Source organism: Spirochaetota bacterium, from assembly GCA_026414805.1.
Classification (GTDB): Bacteria; Spirochaetota; UBA4802; order UBA4802; family UB4802; genus UBA4802.
In genome coordinates this window covers 1-20598 of the sequence record JAOAIH010000059.1, presented here as the reverse complement: position 1 = coordinate 20598, position 20598 = coordinate 1, and the positions used below count along the sequence as shown (strand labels likewise).

Annotated in this window: 36 protein-coding genes; 1 reads left to right on the top strand and 35 read right to left on the bottom strand. The window is 37.9% G+C overall.

Going from position 1 to position 20598, the window contains the following annotated elements; all coding sequences use genetic code 11:
* Positions 1 to 132: 132 nt before the first annotated feature.
* From N3F66_11660 to N3F66_11645, 4 genes are all read right to left on the bottom strand, one after another.
* Complete coding sequence (locus N3F66_11660; GenBank protein MCX8124799.1) at positions 133 to 1488, bottom strand: hypothetical protein; 1356 nt, start codon at positions 1486 to 1488, stop codon at positions 133 to 135.
* A gap of 6 nt (positions 1489 to 1494) precedes the next feature.
* Positions 1495 to 2064: a hypothetical protein gene (locus N3F66_11655; protein MCX8124798.1), complete on the bottom strand. Its 570-nt coding sequence runs from the start codon at positions 2062 to 2064 to the stop codon at positions 1495 to 1497.
* Between the two features lie 136 nt (positions 2065 to 2200).
* A complete protein-coding gene (gene truA / locus N3F66_11650; GenBank protein MCX8124797.1) occupies positions 2201 to 2983 on the bottom strand; it encodes a tRNA pseudouridine(38-40) synthase TruA in 783 nt (260 codons plus the stop codon).
* Complete coding sequence (locus N3F66_11645) at positions 2959 to 3831, bottom strand: DUF2225 domain-containing protein (GenBank protein ID MCX8124796.1); 873 nt, start codon at positions 3829 to 3831, stop codon at positions 2959 to 2961. The genes truA and N3F66_11645 overlap by 25 nt, the downstream gene beginning before the upstream one ends.
* Before the next feature lie 216 nt (positions 3832 to 4047).
* On the opposite strand from N3F66_11645, the gene N3F66_11640 reads away from it, so the two are divergent.
* Complete coding sequence (locus N3F66_11640; GenBank protein MCX8124795.1) at positions 4048 to 4902, top strand: hypothetical protein; 855 nt, start codon at positions 4048 to 4050, stop codon at positions 4900 to 4902.
* A gap of 41 nt (positions 4903 to 4943) precedes the next feature.
* Here N3F66_11640 and rplQ read toward each other — a convergent pair whose 3' ends face one another.
* The 31 genes from rplQ to N3F66_11485 form a co-directional block, all read right to left on the bottom strand.
* Complete coding sequence (gene rplQ, locus N3F66_11635; protein ID MCX8124794.1) at positions 4944 to 5405, bottom strand: 50S ribosomal protein L17; 462 nt, start codon at positions 5403 to 5405, stop codon at positions 4944 to 4946.
* A gap of 14 nt (positions 5406 to 5419) precedes the next feature.
* Positions 5420 to 6385, bottom strand: a complete 966-nt coding sequence (locus tag N3F66_11630; GenBank protein MCX8124793.1) for a DNA-directed RNA polymerase subunit alpha — start codon at positions 6383 to 6385, stop codon at positions 5420 to 5422.
* A 40-nt stretch (positions 6386 to 6425) separates the two neighbouring features.
* On the bottom strand, positions 6426 to 7055 hold the full coding sequence (gene rpsD / locus N3F66_11625; protein MCX8124792.1) for a 30S ribosomal protein S4: 630 nt from the start codon (positions 7053 to 7055) through the stop codon (positions 6426 to 6428).
* Between the two features lie 16 nt (positions 7056 to 7071).
* Positions 7072 to 7458 carry a 30S ribosomal protein S11 gene (gene rpsK, locus N3F66_11620; GenBank protein MCX8124791.1) on the bottom strand — a complete coding sequence of 129 codons (387 nt, stop codon included), beginning with the start codon at positions 7456 to 7458 and terminating at the stop codon, positions 7072 to 7074.
* Positions 7459 to 7480: 22 nt separating this feature from the next.
* A complete protein-coding gene (rpsM, locus tag N3F66_11615; GenBank protein MCX8124790.1) occupies positions 7481 to 7855 on the bottom strand; it encodes a 30S ribosomal protein S13 in 375 nt (124 codons plus the stop codon).
* 18 nt (positions 7856 to 7873) lie between these two features.
* Positions 7874 to 8002 (bottom strand): 50S ribosomal protein L36, encoded by a 129-nt coding sequence (gene rpmJ / locus N3F66_11610; GenBank protein ID MCX8124789.1) that lies wholly within the window; start codon positions 8000 to 8002, stop codon positions 7874 to 7876.
* Between the two features lie 28 nt (positions 8003 to 8030).
* Positions 8031 to 8249, bottom strand: coding sequence for a translation initiation factor IF-1 (gene infA / locus N3F66_11605; protein MCX8124788.1), 219 nt, complete (start codon positions 8247 to 8249; stop codon positions 8031 to 8033).
* A gap of 28 nt (positions 8250 to 8277) precedes the next feature.
* Positions 8278 to 9030, bottom strand: coding sequence for a type I methionyl aminopeptidase (gene map / locus N3F66_11600; GenBank protein MCX8124787.1), 753 nt, complete (start codon positions 9028 to 9030; stop codon positions 8278 to 8280).
* Between the two features lie 46 nt (positions 9031 to 9076).
* Positions 9077 to 10423, bottom strand: a complete 1347-nt coding sequence (secY, locus tag N3F66_11595) for a preprotein translocase subunit SecY (protein ID MCX8124786.1) — start codon at positions 10421 to 10423, stop codon at positions 9077 to 9079.
* A 29-nt stretch (positions 10424 to 10452) separates the two neighbouring features.
* On the bottom strand, positions 10453 to 10887 hold the full coding sequence (gene rplO, locus N3F66_11590) for a 50S ribosomal protein L15 (protein MCX8124785.1): 435 nt from the start codon (positions 10885 to 10887) through the stop codon (positions 10453 to 10455).
* A gap of 21 nt (positions 10888 to 10908) precedes the next feature.
* Entirely contained in the window at positions 10909 to 11097 is a 189-nt protein-coding gene (rpmD, locus tag N3F66_11585; protein ID MCX8124784.1) for a 50S ribosomal protein L30, read from the bottom strand.
* 10 nt (positions 11098 to 11107) lie between these two features.
* Positions 11108 to 11623: a 30S ribosomal protein S5 gene (gene rpsE, locus N3F66_11580; GenBank protein MCX8124783.1), complete on the bottom strand. Its 516-nt coding sequence runs from the start codon at positions 11621 to 11623 to the stop codon at positions 11108 to 11110.
* Between the two features lie 11 nt (positions 11624 to 11634).
* Entirely contained in the window at positions 11635 to 12000 is a 366-nt protein-coding gene (gene rplR / locus N3F66_11575) for a 50S ribosomal protein L18 (GenBank protein MCX8124782.1), read from the bottom strand.
* Positions 12001 to 12027: 27 nt separating this feature from the next.
* On the bottom strand, positions 12028 to 12573 hold the full coding sequence (gene rplF, locus N3F66_11570) for a 50S ribosomal protein L6 (protein ID MCX8124781.1): 546 nt from the start codon (positions 12571 to 12573) through the stop codon (positions 12028 to 12030).
* A 13-nt stretch (positions 12574 to 12586) separates the two neighbouring features.
* Positions 12587 to 12988: a 30S ribosomal protein S8 gene (gene rpsH / locus N3F66_11565; protein MCX8124780.1), complete on the bottom strand. Its 402-nt coding sequence runs from the start codon at positions 12986 to 12988 to the stop codon at positions 12587 to 12589.
* A gap of 24 nt (positions 12989 to 13012) precedes the next feature.
* Positions 13013 to 13198 carry a type Z 30S ribosomal protein S14 gene (locus N3F66_11560; protein ID MCX8124779.1) on the bottom strand — a complete coding sequence of 62 codons (186 nt, stop codon included), beginning with the start codon at positions 13196 to 13198 and terminating at the stop codon, positions 13013 to 13015.
* 5 nt (positions 13199 to 13203) lie between these two features.
* A complete protein-coding gene (rplE, locus tag N3F66_11555) occupies positions 13204 to 13752 on the bottom strand; it encodes a 50S ribosomal protein L5 (GenBank protein ID MCX8124778.1) in 549 nt (182 codons plus the stop codon).
* Positions 13753 to 13763: 11 nt separating this feature from the next.
* Positions 13764 to 14081: a 50S ribosomal protein L24 gene (rplX, locus tag N3F66_11550; GenBank protein ID MCX8124777.1), complete on the bottom strand. Its 318-nt coding sequence runs from the start codon at positions 14079 to 14081 to the stop codon at positions 13764 to 13766.
* A gap of 11 nt (positions 14082 to 14092) precedes the next feature.
* Positions 14093 to 14485: a 50S ribosomal protein L14 gene (rplN, locus tag N3F66_11545; protein ID MCX8124776.1), complete on the bottom strand. Its 393-nt coding sequence runs from the start codon at positions 14483 to 14485 to the stop codon at positions 14093 to 14095.
* Between the two features lie 10 nt (positions 14486 to 14495).
* Positions 14496 to 14750 (bottom strand): 30S ribosomal protein S17, encoded by a 255-nt coding sequence (gene rpsQ, locus N3F66_11540; protein MCX8124775.1) that lies wholly within the window; start codon positions 14748 to 14750, stop codon positions 14496 to 14498.
* 18 nt (positions 14751 to 14768) lie between these two features.
* Complete coding sequence (gene rpmC / locus N3F66_11535; protein ID MCX8124774.1) at positions 14769 to 14978, bottom strand: 50S ribosomal protein L29; 210 nt, start codon at positions 14976 to 14978, stop codon at positions 14769 to 14771.
* Positions 14979 to 14993: 15 nt separating this feature from the next.
* Positions 14994 to 15410 carry a 50S ribosomal protein L16 gene (gene rplP / locus N3F66_11530; protein ID MCX8124773.1) on the bottom strand — a complete coding sequence of 139 codons (417 nt, stop codon included), beginning with the start codon at positions 15408 to 15410 and terminating at the stop codon, positions 14994 to 14996.
* A gap of 20 nt (positions 15411 to 15430) precedes the next feature.
* Complete coding sequence (gene rpsC / locus N3F66_11525) at positions 15431 to 16111, bottom strand: 30S ribosomal protein S3 (protein MCX8124772.1); 681 nt, start codon at positions 16109 to 16111, stop codon at positions 15431 to 15433.
* Positions 16112 to 16129: 18 nt separating this feature from the next.
* Positions 16130 to 16468, bottom strand: a complete 339-nt coding sequence (rplV, locus tag N3F66_11520; protein ID MCX8124771.1) for a 50S ribosomal protein L22 — start codon at positions 16466 to 16468, stop codon at positions 16130 to 16132.
* Entirely contained in the window at positions 16469 to 16756 is a 288-nt protein-coding gene (rpsS, locus tag N3F66_11515; GenBank protein ID MCX8124770.1) for a 30S ribosomal protein S19, read from the bottom strand.
* 5 nt (positions 16757 to 16761) lie between these two features.
* Positions 16762 to 17586 (bottom strand): 50S ribosomal protein L2, encoded by an 825-nt coding sequence (gene rplB, locus N3F66_11510; protein MCX8124769.1) that lies wholly within the window; start codon positions 17584 to 17586, stop codon positions 16762 to 16764.
* 34 nt (positions 17587 to 17620) lie between these two features.
* Positions 17621 to 17905 carry a 50S ribosomal protein L23 gene (gene rplW, locus N3F66_11505; protein MCX8124768.1) on the bottom strand — a complete coding sequence of 95 codons (285 nt, stop codon included), beginning with the start codon at positions 17903 to 17905 and terminating at the stop codon, positions 17621 to 17623.
* A gap of 3 nt (positions 17906 to 17908) precedes the next feature.
* Positions 17909 to 18535, bottom strand: a complete 627-nt coding sequence (gene rplD / locus N3F66_11500; GenBank protein MCX8124767.1) for a 50S ribosomal protein L4 — start codon at positions 18533 to 18535, stop codon at positions 17909 to 17911.
* Between the two features lie 11 nt (positions 18536 to 18546).
* Positions 18547 to 19164, bottom strand: coding sequence for a 50S ribosomal protein L3 (gene rplC / locus N3F66_11495; protein MCX8124766.1), 618 nt, complete (start codon positions 19162 to 19164; stop codon positions 18547 to 18549).
* A gap of 83 nt (positions 19165 to 19247) precedes the next feature.
* On the bottom strand, positions 19248 to 19565 hold the full coding sequence (rpsJ, locus tag N3F66_11490; protein ID MCX8124765.1) for a 30S ribosomal protein S10: 318 nt from the start codon (positions 19563 to 19565) through the stop codon (positions 19248 to 19250).
* A 170-nt stretch (positions 19566 to 19735) separates the two neighbouring features.
* Positions 19736 to 20598: elongation factor Tu (locus tag N3F66_11485; protein ID MCX8124764.1), on the bottom strand; the 863-nt coding region annotated here is incomplete at its 5' end.

Below are 20598 nucleotides of genomic sequence, written 5' to 3'. Positions count from 1 at the left end.
CACTTGAAAGATGATGATGTTCGTGCTATACAGGATGCAATAAATGTAAAACCAAGAAAATCACGGAATTTTAAAATTTCCCTATGAACTGCTACACCATCATCTAAATGTTGCACTTCAAACTTGAAGTTACTAAAAATTGACGATAACAGTACTGGTATTTATGTTTACAGGATTACTCGTATAACTATTTACATTACCAACATCTGGCAATGTCCCATACTGCACAGCTGTATCATTTACAAAGTAAAATAAGTAATTACCAAACGGCACATTAGTCAAAGTATAGTTATTACCAGTTCCTGTATGAGCTACCAGCGGAGGTAAGCGCAGTGACCATTTATATCCATCATATGTATTCCATACATATTCATAGTTTGTATTATCTGTTGCATTCACAGCAGCAACAAATGCATTATACTCAATTTTGTACTGCTCATACCGCAAATAGTAATCCAGATAACCTTCTACTGTTCCAACTTTCACTGAAGGTGCAGGAGGCTGATAAACTGGTCTACTCCAACCAGGATTATTATTATCCAACAAATAATCCGCGATTGTCTGATTATTCCCATTAATATCAGTAGCAGGTATGGCAATGACATATCCACTGCTCCCCGTAGTTCCACTTACGGTTGCCACCTGATTTTTCCGGTAAACTCGCGCCACTCCTAAAAGATTGCCACCAATGTACACATCATTTGGGTGTACATCCCTCAGCCAGTCGCTTGGCGCCCAAAAGTGGTATGCGGCTCCATATCCACTTTCGTTGGTAAAATCATATTCATAAAGCTTAATAAAATTTTTGATTACCAGTCGTATTTCAAGCACCACCTCTTCATCCTGATTAACACGCAATCCACCATCAATAGGAATTACCAGAGGAAATACACGGTTGATGTCCTGGTAATTTTCTTTAAGGTAATCATAATAGGTATTTACCATAAGCTGGTTAAAATCAAATCCTTTCACTGTTTTTTCATGGAATATTACCTCAGGATCATCATCCCGCACAACTGTGTTGGTTGGGTCTATATGCCACTGTGTTGCATTGTCAAATATAAGCTTGCGTATATACAATTTTACAGTGTGATACGTTTTTCCCGGCTTCACATCATCACACTTCACGCGCACGCCCTGCCCGTTAAAAAAAGGATCGCTGTCACTTACTTGTGCAGTAAATACCTGCCGGTAATTTGCTACTTTATCATCATCAAGTCGCATCTCAGCAATATCTACCATAAATGTGGTAGGATAGTTTTCATAGCTATCGGTTATAAAATCATTAACAGAATCATCTATTTTTGTTCCTGTAACTGTAGTATCCCAATTACGCACGCTGTTGCTATCAGTAGTTGATTCAAATGTACCTTTGAGCAATACCGTCAGGCGGCTGCCGGATAGCTCATCAAAAAGTGCTCTTTTGCCGGTACATCCTATAGAAAGAGCTATCGCCCAAAAAAATACTATGTATATAAGCTTTTTCATACTCAATTATATCCCAATATTTAGATAAAGTGTTAATCCTGTGTTTACGATGTGCCCATTTTTGCGTGCACCTTCTATGTGGCCTTCATAAATAAAAAGATAATCAATGCGAAGGCCTATATTAATCCATTTGCCTGCAGGAAACGACAGTTCAAATCCAAGCATTCCTAACGGATCCCACTGGCTTGCTCTTTCAGGCTCAATGGTAACTTTGGCGCTTCCAACCCCACCCTTTAGCTGAAAGGCTATTGGCATATCGATGGGCAACCTCCACAATATATTGCCATATACAGGAATTACCGTGAGCTCTTTCACGCCTTCAGATTTAAAATGCTCATAGGATGAATCAAATCCCACTTTCAGCGGAAGCGACAGCACATTGAAGCGCACAAAGCCGCCGCCCCACAGTGCTGTATCAACATCATCTGCAGTTGAAAATACTGGCGTCACCGGCCCAAACCAGATGCCTGCTTGTGGTTTTAAAAAATAATCTGCCTTTTTACGCTGTGCATACACGGCAGTACACATACTTAGCATGATGCACACAACAATTGCGCTGTATATTCTGTATTTCACGGTATTCATCCTTCTTTTTGTTCCAATAAACATTGTTTTTGTACAATAATGTGTCAATAATTATTTTTTTATATTTAAATAGATAATGGCTCATTGCAATCATCACTACAAATACGAAACTATTTATCCTTTTTTGTTACACATTTAAAAAATCATATTCTTGTGGATAATATACTTTTTTAAGGTACAACCCATATGCAGGTGCGGTTGGGCCGCTTCTATTTCTATCACGGCTTTCAATAATCTTTTGCATTGTCTCAGGGCTCTGACCCCGATGTAAAAGTTGCAATACGGTTCCTACAATTATCCGTACCATATTATGCAAAAAAGCATTCCCTTTTATTGTAAATACAATCAGGTCGTCAATCACCCGTTCAACGTTAATATATTCAATAAACCTGACTGTACCTTCATCAGCTGATGTTTTTTTGCAAAATGACGCAAAATCCTTTTCACCAATTAAGTATGATGCGGCTTGTCTGCAAAATTCTATATCAATATGTTCACGCACCCACATCGCACGGTATCGCATGAAAGGACTTTTATATGGATGATTATAAATAAGGTAATTATATTCTCGTGCAATGGCACTGTACCGCGCATGAAAATTGGTATCAACACAATATGCATGTTTGACTGCAATATCCCCCGGCAAAATACCATTAAGACTTATGCACAGCTTATCGGCTGGGATTTTTTTATGCAAATCAAAGTGCACTACCTGCCCTAGAGCATGGACACCTGCATCAGTGCGTCCTGCAGCTACAATTCTCACTTCTTCCCTGGTAAGTATGTGCAACGCATTTTCTAATTCATATTGTATGGAATGTGCATTATTTTGTATCTGGAACCCGCTATATGCAGTGCCATCATACTGTACTATGAGAGCATACCTCACTCTGGATTCTGTGACTTCCATTGGTCTAACATCTCATTCATCTTGTCATATAAATCACGTGTCATATCCAAAAGGGGCCCTGGTTTGCTTTTTGACGCTTTACCGGTACCAAATAATTTGCTCAAATAACGTTTGGTACGTTCAAAATTTTCAATACGTTTTTGCAAATCTGGCTCTTTTGCTCCTACTTTTAAGGTAAGAATTGCACACATATAGAGTATCCCATCATAGCCCCAGTTCTTATCAATATCAGGGCCCATATTCCCCGCAGCATCAGCTGGCTCAGCACCTGTCTGAATAATATCTACTACCTTAAAATAGTAGTCATAAGCTTTTTTATAAAAAAAATCTGAAATCTTTTTATAGGGTTTTTCAGGCTCTAATTTAGCTAAATCCCCAAAAAGCCACGCAGCCCGTATGGCACTTACTGCCATCTTAAACGTTGGTGCCACATTTTTATTCCTGAATGAGTAGCAATCCATGGCAAGCAGATATGATGCTGCTCCATGATAAAGGCCTCTGTCCTGATTAAAATCAAGCCCGCCAAAAAATTTATCAATAGACTGCTTGCGAGCAGATGTTGTAGCATTAATTTTTTGCATTTCATCAGCCTGCAGCGTGGAAAAATCCTTTGGGTATGCAGCATAGTAGCATCGTGGGCATACCGTCACAACGTATGCCAGCGGGTAAATTACGCCCCACTTTTCGTTTTTTTCATAGGTTCTTCGCAATTCATCGGTAAGTTTGCCGGCAATAAGCCTCCCACCACCTGTCAGCATCTCTTCTCGGTAAAATTCATAACCACACACCGGGCAAATGGTAGGGTTTTTCTGCCTAAACGATATCTTCTTCTTGCTGTCTTCTTCCATACATTCATCCCTCAGAACATACTGCAATTATTATTCTCATTGAATCGCATTGCATATAACTTTGCAACCAAATATTTACTTTCAAGGTAACTATCGCTTAAAAATTTTGGCGATAGTTACTGGCAAATGGTCCTGTAAATACATAAATATACTGCTTAAGCAGTCTTTGCAGTTTACCGATACAATAAAAAAGACTATGACATGAAGGTTAACGATATGCACAAGTATCTGATTATACTATTTACAATAATTACAGTGTTGGTCACGGCAACCACATCATTTGCTGTATCTACTGCAGTGAAAGCACAGAATGATTATTTCCTTGCACTTTCGCTTTTAAGACAGATTCGCATCATGATAGAAAACTTTGGCGATGAAGCTACAAAAAACAAATATCAGGAAATTCAAAATCTTTTTCAGAATGCATCCGAAGAATATTATGGTCAAAATTTTGACAGCGCACATCAGAAATATTACAAGGTAAAACAGGAACTTGTTGCTCTTACCGATACTCTTGCCACTTTGTATATTAATAGAGCACAGCAAATTCTTGACTCAACATCAAAGCAATCTTTTGACATTATGATAAAATATGACAAAAATAGCACTTTAAAAAAATATTTTCAAAAACCATACAATCCGGTTGAAGAAATAAAACCCTATAATCCAGAAGAATATCATCTGTTTTTTGACAGGGAAACGATTGAACGATACCTCAAGAATGGTTATAGGAAACTTCAGGAAGCAAAAAATATATACAAAAATCAGGATGTAGTGTATCTCAAATCAAAGAAAAATATTAAACATGATGAACTGGAGTTTATTATAAAACAATATATGGCAGTCATTGATTATTGCCGGCTTGCAAAACAATATGGAATTGAGATTCACAAAATGGTAAAAGTACACCAGTTAGATACCATTCAGCGTAAATATGGGCTTGAAAGCAATAGACTTGACCCCATTTATGATGACCGTATACCTGAAGAGTTTAAAGTTGATGCCAACGATAATATGAGTTTAGTTCATTCAATTGAAAAAGCCCGACTGGAGAAGAAAACACAAAAATAGTTCTACCATTTTCAGGCAGATAGCAATTAAAAAACCACAGCTTATGCTGTGGTTTTTTTGTCTTTCTTTTCTTTTTTATCTTCTTTTTTATTTTCTTTCTTAGTCTCTTTTGTTTCTGTCCTTACTACAAGCTCCACTATTGCCATCTGTGCGGCATCACCTTCACGCCTGTCAAGTAAGTACATACGAGTGTAACCGCCCGGCCGCGTCACAAAACGTGGAGCAATATCATCAAACAGCTTTTTTACAATATCCTCATTTTTTATAAGTCGCATTACCTCACGCTTATTGTGAAGTTTTCGAGCAGTGTCATTTTCGGTCAGACTTAAGTTTTCCTTTGCACGTGTGATTAAACGCTCAGCAATCCGTTTTAACTCCTTGCCTTTTTGCTTGGTGGTGATTATTCTTTCATGCTGAAACAGTGAAGTCACCATATTAGCAAACATAGCTCTTCTATGCTCATGCGATCGTCCTAACTGTCTAACATTATTTCGATGTCTCATAATAATACTACCTCTTAATCCTTTATTCCTAAGCTCAAATGATGTTCTTCTAATTTCTTTTTAATTTCAGCCAGCACTTGCTCACTGAAATGCTTTGATTTTTTAAGCTCATCTTCGGTTTTACGTACCACATCTGCAAGTGTATTTAGCTCCAGACTCTTCAATGTATTATATGCACGTACCGAAAATTCCAGCTCATCAATTGATTTTGCAAGTATAACCTTTAGCTTATCATGACTTTCATCTACTGCAACTTCTTCTTCTTCAACTTCCTCTTCAAAGTTAATGAATATGGTCATGTGGTCTTTTATAATTTTTGCAGCCTGCGCCAGCGCATCCTCAGGTTTAATAGACCCATCTGTCCATATTTCTATTATAAGCTTATCATAGTCTGTACGCTGTCCAACTCGAGTATCTTCAACCTTAATATTCACTTTTCGAATTGGAGAAAAAATAGCATCTATAGGAATTACTCCAATCGTTTCTACATTGGACTTGCTAATTTCCCCCGGTAAATATCCTCTGCCACGTTCAATCTGCACTTCCATGTCAATCCTGCCACCATGCTCAATAGTTGCTATATGGGTTTCAGGATTCATTACTTCCACATCACTATCTATTGCAAAATCTGCTCCTGTGAGCTCGGCTTCACCATCTTTGACAATATGCAATACCTTTGGCAATTCGCTATCGTACTTAAATCGCAACTTTTTCAAATTCAAAATAATTCGCGTTACATCTTCTACTACACCATCAATAGCAGTAAATTCATGAGGGACACCCTGTATTTTAACTGCAGTAATAGCAGCACCTTCAATCGATGATAATAACACACGGCGTAAAGAATTTCCTATCGTTAAACCATACCCTCGTTCAAAAGGTTCAGCAATGAATCTTCCATAGTTTTGATCAACTTCATCATGTTCAAAAACAATTTTCGATGGTCTTCGAAAACCTTTCAATAGGTTTTTATGGGACATTATTACCTCCAATAAATAAACACGTACTTAACCGCACTACTTACTTAGAATATAACTCAACAACCACCTGTTCATTAAATATAGGCTCAATATCTTTGCGCTCAGGTAACCGTATAATTTTGCCACTTCTTTTATCATAGTCAACTTCTAACCACTGAGGAACTGATCCTACTGCTTTGGATAATTTTATAGCATCTTCCAGCATTGTGTTAGTTTTAAAATCTTCCCTTATTTCAACTATATCATTGACTTTAATTAGATACGATGGAATATCTACGCGCTTTCCATTCACTAACACATGGCCATGCTGAACAAACTGGCGTGCCTGTAAACGTGAAGAAGCAAAACCCAACCTGTAAATAACATTATCAAGCCTCCTTTCAAGCAATACTAGCATATTCTCGCCAGTTACTCCTTTAAGCCGTGTGGCCTCTTCAAATACACGTTTAAACTGAGCTTCTAACAGCATGTAGCTGCGTTTTATCTTCTGCTTTTCTCGTAACTGTACTCCATAATCCGACAATTTGGTTCTCCGTTTACGGGGAGGTCCTGGGGGATATTTCTTATGCTTTATAGCACATTTATCGGTTAAGCATCGCCTCCCTTTCAGCATTAAAGGGGTCATTTCTCTTCTACATAATTTACATAAAGGCCCTGTATACTTTGCCATAAACTAAACCCTCACATTATACTCTTCTTCGTTTACGTGGTCGGCACCCATTATGGGGTATAGGTGTAATATCTTTAATCTTTGAGATATTAAGACCCGCCTGATATAATGAACGAATTGCTGCTTCACGTCCAATACCAGGTCCCTTCACATATACCTCAACGGTTCTCATATTTGCATTGTCCATTGCTTTCTGTGCAGCAGCTTTAGCAGCCATCTGTGCAGCAAAAGGTGTGGATTTTCGTGAACCTCTGAAACCTTCACCTCCTGCTGTTGCCCATGATACTACATTGCCCTGCATATCAGTAATTGTAATAATAGTATTATTATACGTAGCCTGAATATACGCCTTGCCAACCGGTATATTCTTCTTTTCCTGTTTCTTAGTTCTTTTTTGCTTCACTGTACACCTCTATCTTTGCTTACTATTTCTTCTTTTTGCTTCCAACAGATACTTTTCTATTTCCTTTGCGGGTACGAGCATTATTTTTTGTATTCTGGCCTCGTACCGGCAATCCTCGCCTATGCCGTATGCCTCTGTAACAACCTATATCCATAAGCCGTTTGATATCCATTGCAATCTGAGTACGCAAATCACCTTCTACCTTATAGCTTTTTTCAATGATCTTTCTTAATTGATTAATTTCTTCATCGGTAAGATCTTTTACTCTGGTATCAGGATTAACTTTTGCTTCCTCTAAAATTTTCTTTGAAGACGAAAGACCAATTCCAAAAATATACGTAAGCGCTACTTCAACACGGTTATTATTTGGTAAATCAACACCTGCAATTCGTGCCATATATACCTCTACTTTCTATTATTTCACTGTTCTTTTCTTTTGTCGCTGTTTATGACGTGGATTTTTACATATCACACGTACAACGCCATGACGTTTGATTACTTTGCAATCACTGCAAATTCTTTTAACCGAAACTCTGACTTTCATAGTAATACCTCAATTCAATCATTAGCTGTCATTTGGATCTATAGGTTATTCTGCCTCTGCTTAGATCATACGGCGACAGTTCCACTGTTACCCTGTCACCCGGCAAAATGCGTATATAATGCATTCTCATTTTTCCAGAGATGTGAGCCAATACTATATGACCATTATCTAATTTGACCCTGAACATTGCATTAGGAAGGGCTTCAACTACTTCACCTTCAACTTCAATTGGTTCTTCTTTGGCCATCCGTATTAAAACTCCTCATACAGTAAATTTAAATATGTGTTAAAATTTTAGGACTTCCATTTACAACAGCAACAGTATGTTCAAAGTGCGCTGAAAACTTTCTGTCCTTAGTTACTGCTGTCCATCCGTCTTCTAAAATTTCAACCTGATATGTTCCTTCATTTATCATAGGTTCAATGGCAAAAATCATTCCTGTTTTTATAACAGGACCTTTGCCTGGTTTTCCAAAGTTTGGGATAGAAGGTTCTTCGTGTAAATTCCTTCCAATGCCATGACCCACAAACTCATGAACAGGTTGAAATCCATACTGCACTACATGTGATTCAATAGCATGCGATATATCAGTAAGATGATTTCCATCCTTACACTGCAAAATACCACGTTCAAGCGCTTCCTTTGTAACTTCAAGCAATTTTTTTACGTTATTGCCAACCTTACCAACAATAAACGTTTTTGCTGCATCACCAAAATAACCATTAAACTGTACACCTATATCAATTCCAACTATATCGCCTTTTTTTAATATTTGTCCTTTACTGGGTATACCATGAACTACTACTTCATTTATTGATGTACAGATAGCTGCCGGATACCCTTTGTAGCCTAAAAACGCTGGTATTGCTTTATGCTTTCTTATTAGATCCCTTGCAATTCTGTCAAGCTCATAAGTACTGATGCCTTCTGCAACATGCTTACCAACCTCATCTAGAACGGCAGCAGTTATTCTGCATGCATCCTCAACTCGCTTTATCTCCTCTTCACTGTAAATAAAAATAGCCAAAACGCCTCAAAATATCATAGTATAAAAATTCAATATAGCTAACAATTTAATATCTTCTACCTTTTATTCTTCCTTTTTTGAAGAAGCCGTCATAATGCCTCATCAAAAGCTGTGATTCTATCTGCTTCAACGTATCAAGTGCAACACCCACTATGATAAGCAGGGATGTTCCGCCAAAAAGGTATGCCATTTCATGGGATACTTCTTCAGGCCATATGCGGATAATAAAATCAGGTACTATCGCTATAAGAGCTAAAAAAATGGAACCTGGCAAGGTTATTCTGTTTAAAATATGCATGATATAATCAGCAGTGTTTTGACCCGGCCGTATACCCGGTATAAAACCACCATATTTTTTCAAATTTTCAGCAAGGTCGTTTGGATTAAATTGAATTGCTGTATAAAAGTAACAGAAGAATATAATTAACAAACTATAAAGTATCATATATGCAGTATGCCCGGGTGAAAGCCAGTATTGGATCTTTGTAAAAATTGCATATTCTGTCGCTCCCAACATATTGCTTATTTGTGCAGGGAAAAGAATAACGGAAGAAGCAAAAATTATAGGGATAACACCTGCTGCATTTACGCGCAGAGGTATTGCCTGTGATGCCATCTGCACCATACGTCTCCCTACGACACGTTTGCCATACTGAACAGGAATTTTTCTCACACCTAAAGTTAATAGTATTGAAGCTGCAACAACACCTATGAATAATGCTACTAGTATAAGTGCAATTATTGGGTCACTTCTACTAATAATCCTATTCATTGTATCAGCAAACGCTGAGGGAGCCCTTACAACTATACCGGCATAGATGATTAACGATATGCCATTACCTATCCCACGCTCGGTAATCAACTCGCCAAGCCACATTAATATCATTGTTCCCGTAGTAATTGCCAAAACCGCAACGATAATAAAACCTATGCCTGCATCCTGTGGAACAACAGTACCTTTAGGAGACGTCATTGACTTCATCCACATAGTAAGACCAAATCCTTGCAAAGCACACAAAATCACTGTCCCATAACGCGTGTATTGATTTATCTTTTTATACCCTTCAGGTCCTTCTTTAGATAGCTTTTCAATAGCTGGGATAACAACTGTCAAAAGCTGCATTATAATTGATGCAGATATATACGGCATAATCCCCAATGCAAATATGGTAAATCGCTTCAGCGCACCACCAGCAAAGAGGTCAAAAAAATCAACAAAACCTCCACCATGGCTTTTTGCAGCCATCTCAAAATAAGAACGTAATGCTTCAATGTTGACACCCGGTATTGGGATATGTGCGCCAATCCTATATACTACTAAAATAAAAAGGGTAAATAACACTCTTCTACGCAATTCAGGAATTTTAAAAATATTTGAAATTACATTTGGCATTATTTTTTTATGACCTCTTTTTATAAATATTATCGTAACACAACACTACCACCTGCCTTTGTTATTTTATCCTTTGCAGATGATGATACTGCATCTACAGTAACCCTAACGGCAGAGGTAATCTCACCATTTGCAAGGAGTTTAACCGGTAATAGTTGCGATTTAATCAATCCTTTCTGGTATAATATTTCAGGAGTTATCTCCTGAACTCCTAACTTAGCTATATCCTTAATATTGATTATCTGCATTTCTTCTTTGAATTTAGTGTTGTTGAATCCGCGTTTTGGAATTCTTCGCTGCAATGGCATCTGCCCGCCTTCAAAGCCTGGTTTAAAATGAGCACCTGATCGTGCTTTTTGGCCTTTATGCCCTCTACAGCTTGTTTTTCCATGCCCACTTCCCGGGCCACACCCAACACGTTTTTTCTTCTTTATATATTCAGGTTTTTTCAATGTATATTGCATATTACTCCCACCTGCTACTCATTATTCGTTGATTTCTGAAACTTCAACCATATGCTTCACAACCTTAAGCATACCCCGTATAACTGGAGTATCCTCATGTATCCTTTCTGCATTCATTCTACGCAATCCCAATGCACGTAACGTTGCTCTCTGCTTTGGTTTTGCTCCTATATAACTTCGTATTTGTTTCACACGTAATTTCTTTGCCATATAATACCTCTTATGGTTGCCATAACTTTGGTAGCGGAACTTCGCGCATATCTGCTGCTTCTTTCAGGCTCCGTAGTTGTAACAGCCCATTTATCGTTGCCTTTGTTACATTAACAGGGTTCCGTGACCCAAGAGTCTTTGATAAAATATCTACTATCCCTGCTTTTTCCACAACTGCCCTCACCGAATCACCCGCAATAAGACCTGTACCAGGAGCAGCAGGTTTCAATATAACACGTGTTGATTTAAATTTCCCAATCACTTCATGAGGTATAGTATTTTTATTAATATTAATTTTATATAAATTCTTTTTGGCATCTTCAACGCTTTTGCGAATTGCATCAGGCACCTCATTGGCTTTTCCAAAACCTATACCAACATGGCCTTTATTATCACCAACTACAGACATAGCATTAAATGAAAACCTTCTCCCACCTTTTACAACCTTTGCAACACGGTTGATAATAATTATTTTCTCTGATAACTCCAGTCCTTCGGGTTTTACTCGTTTTTTCAAAATCTTCATTACTATCTCCCCTAAAATTCTAATCCATTTTCACGAGCTGCATCAGCAAATTCCTTTATCCTGCCATGATAAAGGTATCCATTCCTGTCAAAAACCACCTGTTTTATATTCTTGGCGACAGCTCTCTGGGCAATTATCTTCCCTAATTCTCTAGCTGCAGCTTTATTGCATCGGTTTTTGCTTATATGAAAATCTTTTTCTAACGTTGAAGCACTTACCAGCGTGTGCCCTTTGCTGTCATCAATAATCTGAACATAAAAATTTTTATTACTGCGGGAAATACACATACGGGGTCGCTGTGTATTAGCTTTTATCTTTGATTTCACACGCATTCTTCTGCGCATGTATCTTACTTTTTTCAACTTCAATCTATTCATAATTATATCCCTTACAGTCTATTAGTCTTACTTACCAGTCTTACCAGCTTTTCTTCTAATCTGTTCATCCTTATAGCGAATGCCCTTACCCTTATATGGTTCAGGTGGACGTAATTTCCTGATATTGGCTGCTACTTGTCCAACCAGTTGCTTATCAATGCCTTTAACCCTTAGCTTTGTTGGTTCAACAACTTCTACTTTAGTTCCTGCAGGTGGCGAAAACAATATGCTGTGAGAATATCCTAGCTGAAATTCTACATCGTTGCTTTTCTGAGTTGCCCTGTATCCAACACCAACTATCTCTAGATTTTTTTCAAACCCAGCAGACACGCCAATAACCATATTATTTATCAATGCTCTGGTCAATCCCCATAATGCATTTACTTTCTTGTCTTTTGACTGTGGGTCTTTTTTCGTTATATTAATCATATTATTTTCGATAGCCACATTAATAGAATTTTGCAATTCACGTTGCAGTGTCCCCAAAGGACCTTTAACAGTTATCACGTTACCACTCACATCAACTGATACACCATTTGGTATCACTATTGGTTTTTTCCCTATTCTAGACATATCCAGCTGCCCCTTATAGAATCTCACATAACGCTTCTCCGCCAATATTAAGCTGTTTGGCGGCTTTGTTAGTAATAATACCTTTTGATGTAGAAAGAATCATTATACCCATATTATTGTATACCGGCTTTAAATCCTCAGCTTTAATATACACTCTTCTACCTGGAGTGCTAATACGTCTTAACTTAAGAATAGCCGATTGATTATCAGCACTATATTTAAGATAAATTCGCAATATTTTTTGCTTGTTATCATCAATAAGTTTATAATTTTTTATAAAACCTTCATCTTTTAAAATTTTTGCAATTGCCAACTTCATCTTTGATGAGGGTATATCAACTTTGACATGGCCTGCATTAATTGCATTTCGCATTCGGGTCAACATATCTGCAATTGGATCAGAAATACAACTCATAACGCTATTACTCCCTATTAAATTTTACCAGGATGATTTTTTGACACCCGGGATTAAGCCTTCACCGGCTAATTTCCGTAAACAAACCCTGCAAAGCTCAAACCGCCTGTAGTAGCCTCGCGGCCTACCACATACCTTACATCGATTTCTTTGACGAACTTTAAACTTAGGCTCTCTTCTGGCCTTTGCAAACATTCTTTCGCTAGCCACCTGATTTACCTCACTTCTTGGAATGGAAATCTGAATTCTTCAAGCAACGCACGAGCCTCGTTGGCATTTTTTGCTGTTGTTTGAATTGTTATATTAATACCATAGATTTTTTCAACTTTATCAAGGTTAATTTCTGGAAATATAATTTGTTCTTTGACAGAAAAATTATAATTACCTGAATTATCAAATGAATTTGGCGATAGTCCTCTGAAGTCGCGAACTCGAGGAAGAGCTACATTAATGAGCCTATCTAAAAATTCATACATCTTATCTCCACGTAAGGTAACACGTGCACCCACGTCATAGCCTTCACGAATCTTGAACGCTGCAATTGATTTCCGAGCAACAGTCTTTACAGCCCTTTGTCCGGTAATGAGCGACAGCTCTTCAATAATAGATTTTAGCAAGTTAGGATTAGAATGCGCTTCGCCCTCTCCAACATTGAGGACTATTTTCTCAATTTTTGGTATCTGCATAACTGATGAATATTTAAACTTATCCATCAATCGCTTTTTAATTTCCTTTTCGTATATTATACGCAATCGTGCTGCCATTATTTCCCTCTCTAACCAATTCGTTTACCACATTTTTTGCATACGCGATATTTTTCACTACCATCTATTTTAATACCAACCCTCACAGCTTTTTTACACTTTTCGCAAAAAATCATCACATTTGAAATATGTATTGGATAGGGCAACTCTATCTGCCCACCTTTAGGATTTTCCTGTGAAGGCCTCACAAATTTTTTCCTTAAATTTACTCCTTCAATAATTACCCTGCCGCGCTTCCTATCAACAAACAGTACTTTACCCCGTTTGCCTTTGTCAGCGCCTGTTGTAACCATCACCATATCATCTTTTTTTAATCGAGTTCTCACCATAGTCACACCCTCTATAGTACCTCTGGAGCTAAAGAAACTATCTTAAGAAAATTCCTATCTCGCAACTCTCGTGCTACTGGTCCAAATATACGTGATCCTCTAGGCTCACCTTTATTATCAATAATTGCCACTGCATTATCATCAAAGCGAATATATGAACCATCAGGTCGCCGTACGGGTTTTGTTGTCCGCACAACCACAGCCCTGAGCACAGCTTTACCATGAACTTTCTTCCCAGTGGAGTCTTTCAATCCGTATGAGGGGTGTGCATCTTTTACGGCAACAATTATAACATCACCAACAGATGCATATCTCCTTTTGGTACCACCTAATATTTTTATACATTGTACTCTTTTAACACCGCTGTTATCGGCAACATCTAACATTGTTTGAACCTGAATCATAGCACTAACCCTATTTTACCTTTTCAACTATCTTCACTAAACGGTAACGCTTTTCCTTTGATAATGGTCGTGTTTCTTCAATAAGGACAACATCACCAATTGAACATTCATTTCGTTCATCATGGCTTTTTACTCTTTTAGTCTTGCGAACAAACTTGTGATACTTTGGATGCATCATCATCCTCTCAATTTCAACTACTATCGTCTTATCCATTTTATTGCTTACAACTTTACCAACGATCTGTTTTCGGTTTTTACCTTCCATAACTATTTACCACCAAAATTATTTACTTCGTAATGTCCTTTTGCCTAACTCATATTCCCTTAACAAGGTTAAAATTCGTGCAATCTGCTTTCTCAGCAGCATTGCCTTTTTGGGATTTTCAACTCTGCTTACTGTTCTTTTAAATCGCTCTTTTCGTAGTTCTTCTTTTGCTTCCTGCAAACTTCTTTTCAGCTCATCTATGGTCAATTCATCTAATTTACCCTTCATTGAACAACTCCAACACTAATTAGTATCATGTATTGAAATAATCTTTGTTTTAACAGGCAATTTATGAGCTGCCAATAACAATGCTTCTCGTGCAATGGCATCATCAATACCAGCCAGTTCAAATAAAATTCTTCCAGGCTTAATACGTGCCACAAAACCTTCGGGATTTCCTTTCCCTTTACCCATTCGCGTTTCAGCTGGTTTTTTGGTAAAAGGCCTGTCTGGAAAAATTCTAATCCATAATTTACCACCACGTTTAACTTTACGGCTGATGGCAATACGAGCTGCTTCAATCTGTCGTGAATTAATTTCACCACATTCAATTGATTTTAATGCATACTCGCCAAAATGGATAGTAGAACCACGGAGTGCCTTCCCTTTCATTCTACCACGTTGTACTTTTCTGTACCTTGTTCTATTAGGCATCAACATACTCGTGCACCTTTATTCAATTATCGTGATTTTTTACGTAATGCAAATTTTTCTTCTTCCTGCTCTTCAACATTGGAAAGGACATCGCCATTATAGATCCACACTTTTATCCCGATAAGCCCAAATGTTGTGAGAGCTTCTGCAAAGCCATAATCAATATCTGCTCGTAACGTATGCAGGGGAATCCTTCCCTCTTTATAAGACTCATCCCTAGCCATTTCTGCGCCATTTAATCGCCCCGAAATATTAACCTTAATCCCCAATGCTCCACTTCGCATTGCAGCTGTTATAGCTTGCTTGATAGCTCTACGGTAAGGGAAACGATTTTCAATCTGTGCAGCTATCTGTTCGGCAACCAATTTTGCAACACGTTCAGGTTTTTTAACTTCCTGAACATATATATTTACATTTTTCTGAACTTTCTTCTGTAATTCCTCTTTCAAGTTTTCTATATCAACCCCTTTTCGTCCAATAAGTAAACCTGGCCGTGCAGTATGAATATATACATTAATCCTATCAGGGAATCGTTCAATGCCAACCTTTGCAATTCCTGCAGCTTTAAATTTACTCATTATATGCTTTCGTATCTGAATATCCTCATGGAGATTTTTCCGATATTCATCTTTTTCGGCAAACCATACCGAATCCCATGTTCGGATAATTCCTATTCTTAGTCCTATTGGATTAACTTTCTGTCCCATTATAACACCTTTTACTGATTAATTTTCATCAGATAAAATTATTTCAATTGTACTTGTTCTCTTTCGTATTCGTGATGCTCGTCCGCGAGCACGAGGTCTGAAACGTTTCATCGTTGGACCTTCATCTACAACTATTTTCTTGATGTATAAATTATTTTCCCTCACTTCAGGATTGGAATACTTTGCATTTGCTGCTGCTGAATACAGAGTTTTCATTATCAACTTGGATGCCTTACGGGGTATAGCTTTTAATATGTCAATAGCCTCCGGAAATGAAAAACCCCGAATTTCATTAGCCACCAATCGTGCCTTGCTTGCTGAAATTCTGTTATACCGTGATAATGCTCGTGTTTCCATTTATTTGCCCCTCTTTGCTACCTTATCATCTTTGCCCGCATGGCCTCTGAATGTTCTTGTGGGTGCAAACTCACCCAACTTATGCCCAACCATATTTTCAGTCACATATACTGGAATAAAATTCTTACCATTATGAACCATAATAGTATGGCCAATCATTTCCGGAAAAATTGTAGACCTTCTTGACCATGTTTTTATGGCTTTTTTAGTATTAGTTGAATTCATCTCTTCAATTTTTTTAAACAAATTTATATCAACATACGGTCCTTTTTTCAATGAACGAGCCATAGCAATTACTTCCTTCGTTTAATTATCATTTTATCGCTGTATTTCTTCTTCCTTCTGGTCTTAAAGCCTTTTGTAGGCTTTCCAGTTGGTGAACAGGGGTGTCTTCCCCCAGATGTTTTACCTTCACCACCACCAAGAGGATGGTCAACCGGGTTCATTGCAACGCCTCTTACCTTAGGTCGACGACCCAACCATCGGCTCCTTCCCGCTTTCCCAATATCCACATTAATATGATCTTTATTGCTTACCTCACCAATGGTTGCAAAACATTCACTATGAATTTTTCGTATTTCACCTGAAGGCAATTTTATCAGGCAATAAGCTCCTTCTTTTGCTGTAATAACAGCACTAACGCCGGCTGAGCGAACAAGCTGCCCACCTTTACCTTTATGCAATTCAATATTATAGATATTTGTACCATCAGGTATATTCTTTAATGGCATCGCATTGCCTGGTTTAACCTCAACATTTTCGCCGGATATTATTGTATCCCCTACCTTAAGTGAGTCAGGTGCAACAATATACCGCTTTTCACCATCCTTATACACTATCAACGCAATGTTAGCACTTCTGTTAGGATCATACTCTATTGAAGCAACTTTACCTTCAATGTTATATTTATTGCGCTTGAAATCAATAATTCTATAACGGCGCTTATGTCCACCACCCTTTCTTCTAACTGAAATCTGTCCTTTGAAGCCTCTGCCAGCATAGCTTTTTTTGCCTTTTGTAAGCGACTTCAATGGTTCATCAGTAGTTATTTCACTGAAGTCAAGCACTGTCTGATATCGTAATGTTGGTGTTAATGGCCGATACTTTTTCAAACCCATCGTCGTTACCTTTATCGCTTATAGTAAAAATTTCTTATTTTGTTTCAAAAACATCTATTTTATCGCCTTCTTTCAGCGTAACTATCGCCTTTTTCCATGAAGCTGTATATCCATAGTTATATCGTACTCTTTTTCGCTTGCCCCTCACTATCATAACATTGACTTTTACCGGTGTGACACCAAAAATACTTCGTATAGCCTTCTCTATCATATCCTTATTTGCCTTCTTATGTACTCTGAAAACATACTTATTGAGTTTTGCAAGCTCAGTTGCCTTTTCAGTGATGACTGGGCGTATTATGATATCGTTCACATCCATAACTTACTCACCTTTTGCATACTTCGAATTAATAATTTTTGCAGCGCTCTCGGTTATAAGAACTGTCCTTGTATAGAATATATCCCTGCTTGATAACCGCTTTACATTGTTATATATAAACCAAGGAATATTTCGGATTGCTCGTTTTAACAATGCATCATCACTATCAGTGATCAGTACACCTTTTGTTACATTAAGCTTTTTAGCTATAGTAGCTATCTCCTTTGTTTTGCCATTTGCTACCGAAAAATCCTCAACAATTTTAATAGCCCCTTCTTTAAATTTCAGTGACAAAAGCGACCTATAAGCTTCCTGCTTTATGCTTTTAGGCAATTCAATCCTATAATCACGCGGGTGTGGTCCAAACACAGTGCCACCACCTTTCCATTGCGGTGCACGTATTGACCCTTGACGAGCTCTCCCTGTGCCTTTTTGGCGCCATGGTTTTGCGCCACCTCCTGAGACTAAAGAACGCTCTTTAGTATCATGGGTCCCCTGACGCAAATTGGCATTTGCAGCTTTGATAAGTTCATATATCAGCACATCATTAATCTTTGCATTAAAGATGGTCTCATTCAGCTCAATTTGACCTTTTACTTTTCCATCAACTGTGTATACATCAACAACCATAATAATCCTGCCTATTTGCTTCGTACTGTAATAATTGAATTAACGGTACCAGGAATAGCACCAGATATTAATACCAGATTCTTGTCTTTAATTATTTTTACTATCTTCAAATTTTTCACTGTTACGGTTTTTCCACCATGCCTTCCCGGCAATCGTTTTCCCTTCCATACTTCAGCAGGGAATGTATTTGCTCCCATGGATCCTGGTGCTCTGTGAAAATTAGAACCATGCGTTTCCCTTCCTCCGTGGAACCCATGTCTCTTTATTACACCAGCAAATCCTTTCCCTTTAGATACACCGGTAACATCCACCACCTGATTTTCAGAAAATATATCACATGTTATCACGCTTCCTACCTGAAGATTTTCATCAAAATTATCAACTTCTTTGAATACTTTCAGCAACGGAAGATTTCTCTTCTTTAAATCTTCTAATATAGGTTTGGTTAGACGATGCGCTTTTGCTTCACCAAATCCAAGTTTCAATGCATTATAGCCATCCCTTTCAACGGTTTTCTTCTGGACCACAATACATGGACCAAGCTCACACACAGTAACAGGAATCACTGTCCCATCGTCTAAAAAAATCTGACTCATGCCTATCTTTCTGCCAATTAACGCCTTTTTCATTTTCTTATCCCATGCATCGATTATAAGACTATCATACTCTTTATCAAGAGCTCTCTACTAAACTTCCTTATATGATGAAGTAATTATGATTTTATATCTACAGAAACACCAGCAGGCAATTCCAACTTCATAAGCGCTTCAACTGTATCAGAATTAGGATCGATGATATCGATCAGGCGCTTATGAGTTCGTATTTCAAACTGCTCACGCGACTTCTTATTAACATGAGGTGATCGCAAAACGCAGAATTTTTCAATCCGTGTGGGTAGCGGTATAGGCCCTGCTACTTTTGCCCCACTCCTGTTAGTAGTCGCAACTATCTTAGCTGCCGATTGATCTAATAAATATGGATCAAATGATCTCAATTTTACTCTTATTCGCTGTCCCGTAAGCTTTGCCACAGTAATACCCTTCTTTCACTCAAGATATATCAAATTTTTACGTACAAACAGATCGTATACATACAATCTTCTAAACAGATAAATTTTCAAATATATCGTAAATAGTTGTCAGGTTGATATCACACCAGCCTGACAACTATCATATAAGCTTATGTACAAATCAATAGAATTTACTCTAATATTTTAGAAACTACACCAGCACCAACTGTTCGTCCACCTTCTCGTATTGCAAATCTGAGAGTTTCTTCCATTGCAACAGGTGTTATTAGCTCAACAGTCATCTTAATATTGTCACCTGGCATAACCATTTCCACACCTTCAGGCAACTGTATAATACCGGTAACATCAGTGGTTCTAAAATAAAATTGTGGACGGTAGTTGCTGAAAAATGGAGTGTGACGACCACCTTCTTCTTTTGATAATACGTATACTTCAGCTTCAAATTTCTTATGAGGTGTAATTGATCCCGGTTTTGCAAGTACCTGACCTCGCTCAACTTCATCTTTGCCAATACCACGAAGCAGACAACCAACGTTGTCACCAGCGATACCTTCATCAAGAACTTTTCTAAACATTTCAACTCCGGTAACAACCGTCTTTTTGGTTTCGCCAAAACCCACTATTTCAACTTCATCACCTGTTCGTACAACGCCTCGCTCAATTCTTCCTGTTACAACTGTACCACGGCCGGTTATTGAAAATACGTCTTCAATAGGCATTAGGAAAGGCTTATCTCTATCACGCTTTGGTTCTGGAATATAGGTATCAAGCGTTTCAGCCAATTTTAGAATTGGAGCACATGCTTCACATTCCTTCTTTCCGCAGCCGCACTGCATTGCTTTTAATGCAGAACCGGGGATAATAGGAATGGTATCTCCAGGGAATTCATATTTATTAAGCAGATCTCTAATTTCCATTTCAACAAGCTCAACAAGCTCATCTCTATCCGCTGGATCAAGCATATCAACTTTATTTAGGAAAACAATTATATAAGGAACGTTAACCTGGCGTGCTAAAAGAACGTGTTCTTTTG

Bases quoted from the DNA above. Each gene is read 5' to 3' on its own strand.
- rplX (MCX8124777.1), bottom strand. From the start codon at position 14,081: ATGGTGAGAACTCGATTAAAAAAAGATGATATGGTGATGGTTACAACA.
- rplD (MCX8124767.1), bottom strand. From the start codon at position 18,535: ATGGTTGTTGATGTATACACAGTTGATGGAAAAGTAAAAGGTCAAATT.
- N3F66_11630 (MCX8124793.1), bottom strand. From the start codon at position 6,385: ATGTCCCATAAAAACCTATTGAAAGGTTTTCGAAGACCATCGAAAATT.
- rplO (MCX8124785.1), bottom strand. From the start codon at position 10,887: ATGCAATATACATTGAAAAAACCTGAATATATAAAGAAGAAAAAACGT.
- rpsQ (MCX8124775.1), bottom strand. From the start codon at position 14,750: ATGGAAGGTAAAAACCGAAAACAGATCGTTGGTAAAGTTGTAAGCAAT.
- N3F66_11645 (MCX8124796.1), bottom strand. From the start codon at position 3,831: ATGGAAGAAGACAGCAAGAAGAAGATATCGTTTAGGCAGAAAAACCCT.
- truA (MCX8124797.1), bottom strand. From the start codon at position 2,983: ATGGAAGTCACAGAATCCAGAGTGAGGTATGCTCTCATAGTACAGTAT.
- rpmC (MCX8124774.1), bottom strand. From the start codon at position 14,978: ATGAAGGGTAAATTAGATGAATTGACCATAGATGAGCTGAAAAGAAGT.
- rpmD (MCX8124784.1), bottom strand. From the start codon at position 11,097: ATGGCAAAGAAATTACGTGTGAAACAAATACGAAGTTATATAGGAGCA.
- rpsD (MCX8124792.1), bottom strand. From the start codon at position 7,055: ATGGCAAAGTATACAGGGCCTTTATGTAAATTATGTAGAAGAGAAATG.
- rpsC (MCX8124772.1), bottom strand. From the start codon at position 16,111: ATGGGACAGAAAGTTAATCCAATAGGACTAAGAATAGGAATTATCCGA.
- rpsH (MCX8124780.1), bottom strand. From the start codon at position 12,988: ATGAGTTGTATTTCTGATCCAATTGCAGATATGTTGACCCGAATGCGA.
- rpmJ (MCX8124789.1), bottom strand. From the start codon at position 8,002: ATGAAAGTCAGAGTTTCGGTTAAAAGAATTTGCAGTGATTGCAAAGTA.
- infA (MCX8124788.1), bottom strand. From the start codon at position 8,249: ATGGCCAAAGAAGAACCAATTGAAGTTGAAGGTGAAGTAGTTGAAGCC.
- rplC (MCX8124766.1), bottom strand. From the start codon at position 19,164: ATGAAAAAGGCGTTAATTGGCAGAAAGATAGGCATGAGTCAGATTTTT.
- secY (MCX8124786.1), bottom strand. From the start codon at position 10,423: ATGCCAAATGTAATTTCAAATATTTTTAAAATTCCTGAATTGCGTAGA.
- N3F66_11660 (MCX8124799.1), bottom strand. From the start codon at position 1,488: ATGAAAAAGCTTATATACATAGTATTTTTTTGGGCGATAGCTCTTTCT.
- N3F66_11640 (MCX8124795.1), top strand. From the start codon at position 4,048: ATGCACAAGTATCTGATTATACTATTTACAATAATTACAGTGTTGGTC.
- rpsE (MCX8124783.1), bottom strand. From the start codon at position 11,623: ATGAAGATTTTGAAAAAACGAGTAAAACCCGAAGGACTGGAGTTATCA.
- rplW (MCX8124768.1), bottom strand. From the start codon at position 17,905: ATGGATGTGAACGATATCATAATACGCCCAGTCATCACTGAAAAGGCA.
- rpsM (MCX8124790.1), bottom strand. From the start codon at position 7,855: ATGGCACGAATTGCAGGTGTTGATTTACCAAATAATAACCGTGTTGAA.
- rplE (MCX8124778.1), bottom strand. From the start codon at position 13,752: ATGGCAGCACGATTGCGTATAATATACGAAAAGGAAATTAAAAAGCGA.
- rplB (MCX8124769.1), bottom strand. From the start codon at position 17,586: ATGGGTTTGAAAAAGTATCGGCCATTAACACCAACATTACGATATCAG.
- rpsS (MCX8124770.1), bottom strand. From the start codon at position 16,756: ATGGCTCGTTCATTGAAAAAAGGACCGTATGTTGATATAAATTTGTTT.
- rplP (MCX8124773.1), bottom strand. From the start codon at position 15,410: ATGTTGATGCCTAATAGAACAAGGTACAGAAAAGTACAACGTGGTAGA.
- rplF (MCX8124781.1), bottom strand. From the start codon at position 12,573: ATGTCTAGAATAGGGAAAAAACCAATAGTGATACCAAATGGTGTATCA.
- rplN (MCX8124776.1), bottom strand. From the start codon at position 14,485: ATGATTCAGGTTCAAACAATGTTAGATGTTGCCGATAACAGCGGTGTT.
- rplQ (MCX8124794.1), bottom strand. From the start codon at position 5,405: ATGAGACATCGAAATAATGTTAGACAGTTAGGACGATCGCATGAGCAT.
- rplV (MCX8124771.1), bottom strand. From the start codon at position 16,468: ATGGAAACACGAGCATTATCACGGTATAACAGAATTTCAGCAAGCAAG.
- rplR (MCX8124782.1), bottom strand. From the start codon at position 12,000: ATGAATAGATTGAAGTTGAAAAAAGTAAGATACATGCGCAGAAGAATG.